This is a genomic window from Thiohalocapsa sp. (assembly GCF_019695415.1).
In the GTDB taxonomy this organism is placed as follows: domain Bacteria; phylum Pseudomonadota; class Gammaproteobacteria; order Chromatiales; family Chromatiaceae; genus Thiohalocapsa.
Map to the genome: position 1 here is coordinate 1 of NZ_JAIFKJ010000355.1, position 8,769 is coordinate 8,769.

At 64.0% G+C, this 8,769-nt stretch carries 7 protein-coding genes; 3 read left to right on the forward strand and 4 right to left on the reverse strand.

Annotated features, from left to right (window positions below):
* The 4 genes from I6U14_RS10145 to I6U14_RS10160 form a co-directional block, all read right to left on the reverse strand.
* On the reverse strand, window positions 1-1,628 hold a 1,628-nt coding region (locus I6U14_RS10145), incomplete at its 3' end, for an XrtA system polysaccharide chain length determinant (protein WP_296898999.1).
* Between the two features lie 37 nt (window positions 1,629-1,665).
* Complete coding sequence (locus tag I6U14_RS10150; protein WP_296899000.1) at window positions 1,666-2,280, reverse strand: XrtA/PEP-CTERM system exopolysaccharide export protein; 615 nt, start codon at window positions 2,278-2,280, stop codon at window positions 1,666-1,668.
* A 246-nt stretch (window positions 2,281-2,526) separates the two neighbouring features.
* Complete coding sequence (locus I6U14_RS10155) at window positions 2,527-3,693, reverse strand: aminotransferase class I/II-fold pyridoxal phosphate-dependent enzyme (RefSeq protein ID WP_296899001.1); 1,167 nt, start codon at window positions 3,691-3,693, stop codon at window positions 2,527-2,529.
* A 7-nt stretch (window positions 3,694-3,700) separates the two neighbouring features.
* On the reverse strand, window positions 3,701-4,525 hold the full coding sequence (locus I6U14_RS10160) for an HAD-IA family hydrolase (protein ID WP_296899002.1): 825 nt from the start codon (window positions 4,523-4,525) through the stop codon (window positions 3,701-3,703).
* Window positions 4,526-4,770: 245 nt separating this feature from the next.
* On the opposite strand from I6U14_RS10160, the gene dksA reads away from it, so the two are divergent.
* From dksA to I6U14_RS10175, 3 genes are all read left to right on the forward strand, one after another.
* Window positions 4,771-5,205, forward strand: coding sequence for an RNA polymerase-binding protein DksA (gene dksA, locus I6U14_RS10165; protein WP_296899003.1), 435 nt, complete (start codon window positions 4,771-4,773; stop codon window positions 5,203-5,205).
* A 57-nt stretch (window positions 5,206-5,262) separates the two neighbouring features.
* Window positions 5,263-6,186, forward strand: a complete 924-nt coding sequence (gene gluQRS / locus I6U14_RS10170; protein WP_296899005.1) for a tRNA glutamyl-Q(34) synthetase GluQRS — start codon at window positions 5,263-5,265, stop codon at window positions 6,184-6,186.
* Between the two features lie 105 nt (window positions 6,187-6,291).
* The gene (locus I6U14_RS10175; RefSeq protein ID WP_296899007.1) at window positions 6,292-8,667 is read left to right on the forward strand and encodes a phosphoketolase; all 2,376 of its coding nucleotides are present in this window, start codon (window positions 6,292-6,294) and stop codon (window positions 8,665-8,667) included.
* The last annotated feature ends 102 nt before the right edge of the window (window positions 8,668-8,769 follow it).

An 8,769-nucleotide genomic window follows, 5' to 3' on the forward strand; every position in this document is an offset into this window, starting at 1 on the left:
CGAAATGCGGGTATTGGGGCATAAATGAGGCCGACCGAGTAGATATGCAAATTTGAGAAGACCACCCGATCGAGCAAACACACAGCAAGGTAGGCCGGAGAGGTCACGATTAACAGCAGCAGAGCCAACGCGAATGCGACAGTCGAAAAGCGTTGGCGCATGCGCGCCTTTGGTACTGTCAGCAAATTGATGCTTCCGAGGACGGGGACACCCGTCACTTCCGACAGCTGTCGGCGGTCGAAGAAGACTGGCCTCAGCTGAGCGAGAAGAAAGGCGATGCCCAGTCCGGCGAGAATCGAGCCGCCGAAAACTTGTGAAGACATACCAATGCGATCTGGGCCAGATGGCTCCTCGGGGACTTGCGGCGGGTCGAGCGTACGGAATTTAACGGTGTCGACGCTGGTGTCCACCTCACGCGTCAGTCGCGCCTTTTCTAGACGCGAAAGCAGCGTTTGGTGGTTATCTTTTAAGATGCCGTAATCCCTGTTGAGCTGCTTCTGCTCGGCCTCGATTTGCAATACCTCATCCACGGCAGCTTGGAACTGCTCGATCTTGTCGCGCAGCGAGGCAACGCGGGTCTCTTGTGTTGCTAGCTCTGTCTCGGCACTGGCGAGACGTAGCTGCATCTCTTGGTAGACCGGACTCTGGGCCAAAGACTGCACCACCGCGACTTCGTTGTTCTTCTGTTCCGTGACATAGATGTCGCGCTGCTGGTCACGCTGCTGAATCAGCCGCGCTCGGGCGCGCTGCATCGCGATGACCTCGGGGTGCCGCTCCGTATACCGGATCAGTAGCTCGTCAATCTGTGACTCCATGTCAGCAATTTTGACATCTAGGGGATTGGTGACCTCTTTGGACGATTCTTCCAGCCAGGTCTGGAAATACGGCATGCTTGCCCCTTCACTCTCCATGTACTCAAGCTGCTGCGCGAGCTCTTCGCGCCGGGTCTCCGCCAAGGCCAGCTCGTCCTGCGCCTGGATCAGGTCCGCCTTCGACTGTCGGAGCCGATCGTAATAGCTACCCTTCTCCGACAACAAGTCGAGGTTGCGCATCTGGAAATCCTTTAGCTTCCGCTCGGCATCGATGAGCCGGCGCTCGTAGTCCTTGATTTCGCGTTGGAGAAAGCGCTCGGCCGAATCCTGATCCTGCCGCGACGAGCCTAGGCTGGACTCCACGAAAATGGTGAGCATCGATTGCACGACGCGTTTAGCCAACTCGGGCGACTCGTCCTGGAAGGATATGTGATAGACGTTGGAACCCTGGGCGCGAAGCTTGACTCGTCGCTTCAGGCTCTCGATGAGCCCATCCATTTCCTGCGGCGTTTTGGCGCGCAGATCCATGTCGGTCATACGGGCGAGCTTCTCCATGTTCTCGCGCCCGAACAGCACGTTGGTCATCATACGCACGCGCTGGGACTCGTTGGTATTGATGGCAAGTCCACTCAGCAAAGGCGTCAGAACGGAGTCCGTATCAACATAGACGCGGGCAGACGAGCCATAAGTATCCGGCAAAGAGGCGACGTAAGCCCAACCGATTGGGGATGCGATGGCGGCGACGATCAACACCAGCCAGCGGAATCGCCAGATCCCGCTGAGATAAAACATCGCCAAGCGAATAGCTTCTTGCATGGGGTTGCCTATGCTGCGCTCGCGTGCCGGGGCAAGCTCAGAACCAGGACTCGGGAATCAACAAGATGTCCCCGGGGCGCATGTCGACGTTGGCGGTGAGGTCGGCGTCTTCGATTAGGTCGCGAAGCCGCACTGTGTATTGCTGCTTGATGCCGTCCTCGAAGCGAACCAGCACAGCGCGGTTGCCGTCAGCAAACTCGGTTAAACCGCCCACTGCGATGAGCAGATCTAACAGGGTCATGCCGTCATTGTACTGCAGAGCCCGCGGCTCGGTGGCCTCGCCGAGCACACGGATTTGCTCCGGGTAGATGCCGACGAAGCCTTGGACGATGACCGTGACAAGAGGATCGCGAAGGAACACCGACAGTGCCTCCTCAAGATCCCGCGCTAGCTCCGTCGGGGTCTTGCCAGCAGCTGGCACGTCCTCAAGCAAAGGCGCCGAGATGTAGCCATCTGGCCTCACGGGGACGGTCGTGCTGACCTCCGGATACCGCCAAACAAAGATCTCTACGGAATCTCCCGGGCCGATCTTGTACTTCTGCGCGTACCGTAGTTGGTAGGTCGCCTCTGGTAAAGGCGGAAACCGCGGCTTCGCGCAGCCAGTGACAATCAGCAACACGGGCAGTGCAAGGATGAGGGGGAGTCGAAGCATGGACAACGTTTCGCAACAATCCGATGTGAGAGATCTGGCAGAACCGGAACCGGTTCCCGAGCAGCGCTCGCGACGCAGCGATTATTGCACACTGACCGCGTGATTTCGCGAGTACAGAGGCTGCTTTACACCGGTTTCCGTGCCGGCGATCGGACACGGCTGCCAGCTATCCTATCTCGCTGCCGGGCCATGCGTCATCCAATGGTGCACGCAGCCTAACCCCTCACGCCTGTTTGCTAAGGACCCTCAGCCACCGTAAGAGAACGCCGCAACCCGGTTGCAGGCCTCACGCAAACGCGATTCATCTTCCGTGTACGCGAGGCGCAGCATCCGCGCGGCCTGCGCTCCGCCGAAATCTACACCCGGCGCAACCGCGACGCCCGCTGCGTCCAACAGCGATACCGCGAAAGCGGGCGCATCGAGCGCCTCTGGTGGCAACGCCGCGAAGACATAGAAGGCGCCCGCTGGCGTCGTCGGCAGCGAAAAGCCGAGCTGCGGCAAGACCGCCAACAGCAGATCCCGTCTGCGCCGCAGCATATCCCGGCGCCGTTCCAACAGCGCCAGCACATCGGGCGACAAGGCTGCCGTTGCCACATGCTGCGAGAGGGTCGGAGCCGCTAGGAACAGGTTCTGCGCAAGTCGCTCGACAATCGGCGGCCAGCCCGGCGGGACCACGAGCCAGCCGAGACGCCAGCCCGTCAGGCCGAAGTACTTCGAGAAACTGTTGACAACGAAAAGACCGTCGTCGCCGGCGGCAAGCGCGGTGGTGTCCGTCGCATCATAGACCAGACCCTGATAAGTCTCATCCACGACTAGGCCGCCGCCCCGTTCGCGCACGGCGTCGTATAACGCGGCGATCTCTGCCGGTTCCAATACAACGCCCGTGGGATTTCCCGGAGAAGCGAAAACGAACGCCCGGGTGCCAGCCTGCCAGGTCGCGCGCATACCCGCCACCGTTGGGCGCCAGCCCGCTGCGGCGGACAGCGTGAGCGCATAGACCTCCGCCCCGGTCAACGCAGCTATGTGCCGGTGGCAGGGGTAGCCAGGCTCAGCGACCATAACGCGGTCGCCAACCGCGACCGAAGCCGCCAACGCCAATTGCAGTGCGCCCGACCCACCGGGGGTGACAATGACACGGGCCGGATCCAGGGCAATGCCGTAGCGGCGACCATAGTGACTGGCGATGGCGCGGCGCAGCGCCGGCAGGCCGGGGCTCGGGGTATAGCCCATGGGCGCGGACGTTAAAGCGTGGCGCGCCGCCTCCAGCAATAACTCCGGCATCGGGAAGCGCGGCTCGCCCACCTCGAGGTGGATGATGTCGCGCCCGGCCGCCTCCAGCGCCTGCGCACGCTCGAGAATCCGCATAACCTGAAAGGGCGCAACGGCCCGAGCGCGGGCGGCGGGCTCCAGCATGCCGGCCTCAGTCCCCGGAGCGCCCAAACGCGCAAGCATGCAGCGCCCGCAGCACCGTCAGGTCTACACAGCCTGCGTCCCGTAGGACACCGGCGACTGGATCCGCACAGCCGCCGTCCAACACCTTGGGGGGCGGCGAGCCGGGCTCGCCCAGGCCGTCCACCACCAGCGCGGCGGCCGCTAAGTCCTGGTCTCGCGTATACGAGCTCACCGTCACCAGAAGCGCATCCAGTCCAGCCCCGAGGGCGGAGCGCACACCGTTGTCCGAATCCTCGACGGCGACACAAGCGTTGGCCGGCAGATCCAGCTCCGTCAAGGCAAGGTGGAAAATATCCGCTGCCGGCTTTTTCGCCGGCACAACGTCACCTGCGGCGATGACCTCGAACCAGTGCTCCAATGCCGGATAATGGCCAGGCACGGGTGCAGCCGAGAGCAAAGCCGAAACGTTCTCGGGTGTGGTCGTGGTGGCGATGGCGAGCCGGATGCCTGCGTCCATCGCCTCGCGCAGCAGGCGCAGTACACCCGGCCTGAGCCCGATGCTGCCCGTGCGCATCATCTGCGTGTAATGCGCCGTCTTGCGGCGGTGCAAGCCCCGAATGAAGTCGTCCAGCGGCTCGGGGGGCGAGAAGTCGGGCAGATGCTCGGCCAGGTAGGCGCGGATACGCTCCTTGCCCCCCGTGACCTGCAACAGCTCGCCGTAGAGCGGCACCGACCACTCCCAGTCGAGCCCGGCGTCGGCGAAAGCAGCATTGAACGCGATGCGATGGCCATCGCGCTCGGTGTCGGCAAGGGTGCCGTCCACGTCGAAAATAATGGCTTCAAGCTCGGGCATGCCGGCGGCCTCGGTGCTGCTGGGTCGTCAGGCCGCCGAGACTAGCACAGCACCCCGCCGCTGGTATCCGTCGCCGGCGGAAGCAGCCGCCATCGAAGCATGTCAGCCAGTTGCCGCGATTTGCGGTCTCTGGTAGAAACGCGGATTCAGCGCTGCCCGGGCCCCGTGTCGTGCGGGTAACCGCCCGACCCGATACCCGGCGGCAGGTCCAGCAACGACGATCCTTTGTCTGCGGGAGCACACCCATGGCCGAGGCGAACACACAAGGCGCGAAGGCGTTCGGATTCGAGCCCTACGAGGCCGGCAAGGACGAGGACTACATGAGTCCCGAGCAGGAGGAGCACTTCCGCAAGCTGCTGTTGGAATGGAAGCGACAACTGATGGAAGAGGTGGACCGTACCGTCCACCACATGCAGGATGAGGCCACCAATTTCCCTGATCCAAACGATCGCGCGACGCAGGAGTCCGAGTTCAGCCTCGAGCTGCGCACCCGCGACCGCGAGCGCAAGCTCATCAAGAAGATCGACGAGGCACTGGAGCGCATCGACGAACACGAGTATGGCTATTGCGAAGCCTGCGGCGTGGAAATCGGCATCCGCCGCCTCGAGGCGCGCCCCACTGCCACCCTCTGCATCGACTGCAAGACCTTGGACGAGATCCGTGAGAAACAGCGCGGCTGATAGCGCCGTCATCATCGGCCGGCGCGCCGCGCCACCGCGGACGCTGTTTGCTGCCGTTTGACTGCTGTCGCTCCGGCGAAGCGTCGCCGCGGGCGCTTCGCCCCGTCCCCCACCGGTCCGCTTCACTTCGGCTCCCTCGTGGCAGCCGTAGGGAGCTTCGCCGACGCGCAAACCGCGGGCGGCGAGTGGCTTGTGCGCATGGAGGATCTCGACCGACCCCGCGAGGTGCCGGGCGCCGCGGACGATATCCTGCGAACCCTGGAGGCTTTCGGCCTGCACTGGGACGGCCCGGTGTTCTACCAAAGCCGGCGCACCGAGGCCTACGCCGCTGCCATCGAGCAGCTCGAAGCCCTGGAGCTGGTCTATCCCTGCGGCTGCACCCGCCGCGAGATCGGCCTTGGGGGCCTGCCCGGGGCCGAGGGGCCCGTCTATCCGGGCACCTGCCGGCAGGGCCTGCCGCCGGGGCGCGAGCCGCGCAGCCTGCGCCTGCGTGCGGATGGCCCAGAGATCAGCTTCGTGGACCGCATCCACGGGCCGCAACGCCAAGACGTCGCCCGCGCCGTCGGTGACTTCGTGCTCCGCCGGGCCGATAGACTGCACGCCTACCAGCTCGCTGTCGTCGTCGATGATGCCGCGCAGGGCATCACCGACGTCGTGCGCGGTGCGGACCTGCTTCTGTCGACCTCCCGCCAACTGCGGCTGCAAGCCCACCTCGGGCTGCCGCAGCCGACCTATGCCCACCTGCCGTTGGTGCTGGACACTAACGGCCGCAAGCTCTCGAAGTCACGCGCGGACGTTCCCGTCAGCGCAGCGGACCCACTGCCGGCACTGCTGAGGGCTTGGGCCGTGCTCGGGCAAGTCCTGCCGCCTGAGCCGCCCGGGCAAGTGTCTGCCTTCTGGAACTGGGCGCTCGCGCATTGGGATCTACGCCGCGTGCCCGCGCGCAATTGCCTTCCCGGCAGCCATCTCGCGAGCGTCTAAGCACACTATCGCTTGCATCGACAGTCCATCGGGGTGGTCACCGCGTCTTAACATGCAGGGCCTAACCTGCCTGATCCGCTCTCACCACCACCTGCGGAGGACGTCATGTCCGAAACGCCCGTAACGCCCCTGAGCGACGAGGAGCTTGCCCGGATCGATGCCTACTGGCGCGCCTGCAACTACCTCGCCGTCGGCATGATCTACCTGATGGACAATCCCCTGCTCCGCGAGCCGCTCAAAGAGGCGCACATCAAAAAGCGCTTGCTCGGGCATTGGGGCGCGAGTCCCGGGCTCGCGTTCATGTACTGCCACACTAATCGGATCATTCTGGCGCACGACCAAGAGGCCATCTTCCTCGCCGGCCCGGGCCACGGTGCGCCCGGGGTGCTGGCACCGGTGTACCTGGAAGGCACCTACTCCAAGGTCTACCCCAACAAATCCGAGGACGAAGAAGGCATGAAGGCCTTCTTCAAGCAGTTCTCCTTCCCCGGCGGCATCGGCTCCCACTGCACACCGGAGACGCCGGGCTCCATCCACGAAGGTGGCGAGCTTGGCTACTCCATCAGCCACGCTTTCGGCGCCGCTTTCGACAACCCGGACCTGCTGGTGGTCGTCGCTGTGGGAGATGGCGAGTCCGAGACCGGCCCGCTGGCGACTGCCTGGCATTCCAGCAAGTTCCTGAACGCCGCCCGCGACGGCGCGGTGCTGCCGATCCTTCACCTGAACGGCTACAAGATCAACAACCCCACCCTGCTGGCGCGCATCCCTGAGGACGAGCTGGCATCACTGATGCGCGGTTACGGCTGGGAGCCGCATTTCGTCGCCGGCGACGAGCCCTTGGCCATGCACCAGCACATGGCGGCAACCATGGATGCCTGTTATGCCCGCATCCAGGAGATCCAGGCGGACGCCCGCGCCAAAGGTCCTGCCAAGGTCTCGCGTTACCGCTGGCCCATGATCGTGCTGCGCACGCCCAAAGGCTGGACCGGGCCGAAGGAGGTCGACGGACACAAGGTCGAGGGCTTCTGGCGCGCCCATCAGGTGCCGCTCTCGGGCCTGCACGGCAATCCCCAGCACTTGGCCCAGCTCGAGGCCTGGATGAAAAGCTACAAGCCGGACGAGCTGTTCGACGACACCGGCAAGCTCAAGCCCGAGATCCGCGCCGCCGCCCCCACCGGCAACATGCGCATGAGCGCCAACCCGCACGCCAATGGCGGTCTGCTGCGGCATTCGCTGCGCATGCCGGACTTCCGCCGGTTCGCCTGCGACGTGGAGCGCCCGGGCACGGTGCGAGCCATGAACACCAAGCCGCTCGGGGCCCTGCTCCGCGAAGTGATGCGCCGCAACGAGGACCACTTCCGCGTCTTCGGCCCGGACGAGAACACGTCCAACAAGCTGGACGCCATCTACGAGGTGTCGAAGAAGCTCTGGCTTGAGGAGTACCTGCCGGAGGACGACGATGGCGGCGAGCTGTCACCGGACGGGCGGGTGATGGAGATGCTCTCGGAGCACACCCTGGAGGGTTGGTACGAAGGCTATGTGCTGACGGGCCGCCACGGCTTCTTCGCGAGCTACGAGGCCTTCATCCACGTCATCGACAGCATGTACAACCAGCACGCCAAATGGCTGGCCATCTGCAATGAGATCCCCTGGCGGGCGCCCATCGCGTCGCTGAACCTGCTGATCACCTCCACCGTTTGGCGTCAGGACCACAACGGCTTCACCCATCAGGACCCGGGCTTTCTCGACGTGGTAGTGAACAAGAACCCGGAGGTGGCGCGCATCTACCTCCCGCCGGATGTGAACTGCCTATTGTCGGTAGCGGATCATTGCCTGCGCAGCATGAATTACATCAACGTCATCGTCGCCGACAAGCAGAGCCACCTGCAGTACCTCAACATGGAGGACGCCATCAAGCACTGCACGAAGGGCGTCGGCATCTGGGCGTGGGCCAGCAACGACGAGGGTCATGAGCCCGACGTGGTCATGGTGGGCTGCGGCGACATTCCCACCAAGGAGGCACTGGCAGCCACCGCGATGCTGCGCGAGGCGTTCGACGACATCAAGATCCGCTTCGTCAACGTCGTGGACCTGATGACACTGAACCACGAAGGCCCACATGCGCTGAGCTTCCGCGACTTCGACAGCATCTTCACCGTGGACAAGCCGGTGATCTTCAACTTCCACGGCTATCCGTGGCTCATCCACCGTCTCACCTACAAGCAGTCGAACCACTCCCAGTTCCACGTCCGCGGGTACAAGGAGCGCGGCAATATCAACACGCCGCTGGAGCTCGCCATCGAGAACGAGATCGACCGCTTCAGCCTCGCCATTGATGTGATCGATCGGGTGCCGAGGCTGTCAGTGGTGGGGGCGCATGCCAAGCAGCGCTTCCGCGACATGCAGATCGATGCCCGTAACTACGCCTTCGAGCACGGCATCGACATGCCGGAGTACGACGAGTGGACTTGGCCGTTTTGAGGAAGGGCTGAGGGCTGACGGCTGAGGCGAGGAGCGTCGGCCACGCCGGCCCTTGGCCCTTGGCCCTTGGCCCTTGGCCCTTGGCCCTTGGCCCTTCGTAAA

Coding starts and splice junctions, on each gene's coding strand:
- I6U14_RS10175 (WP_296899007.1), top strand. CDS start 6,292: ATGTCCGAAACGCCCGTAACGCCCCTGAGCGACGAGGAGCTTGCCCGG.
- dksA (WP_296899003.1), top strand. CDS start 4,771: ATGGCCGAGGCGAACACACAAGGCGCGAAGGCGTTCGGATTCGAGCCC.
- I6U14_RS10155 (WP_296899001.1), bottom strand. CDS start 3,693: ATGCTGGAGCCCGCCGCCCGCGCTCGGGCCGTTGCGCCCTTTCAGGTT.
- I6U14_RS10150 (WP_296899000.1), bottom strand. CDS start 2,280: ATGCTTCGACTCCCCCTCATCCTTGCACTGCCCGTGTTGCTGATTGTC.
- I6U14_RS10160 (WP_296899002.1), bottom strand. CDS start 4,525: ATGCCCGAGCTTGAAGCCATTATTTTCGACGTGGACGGCACCCTTGCC.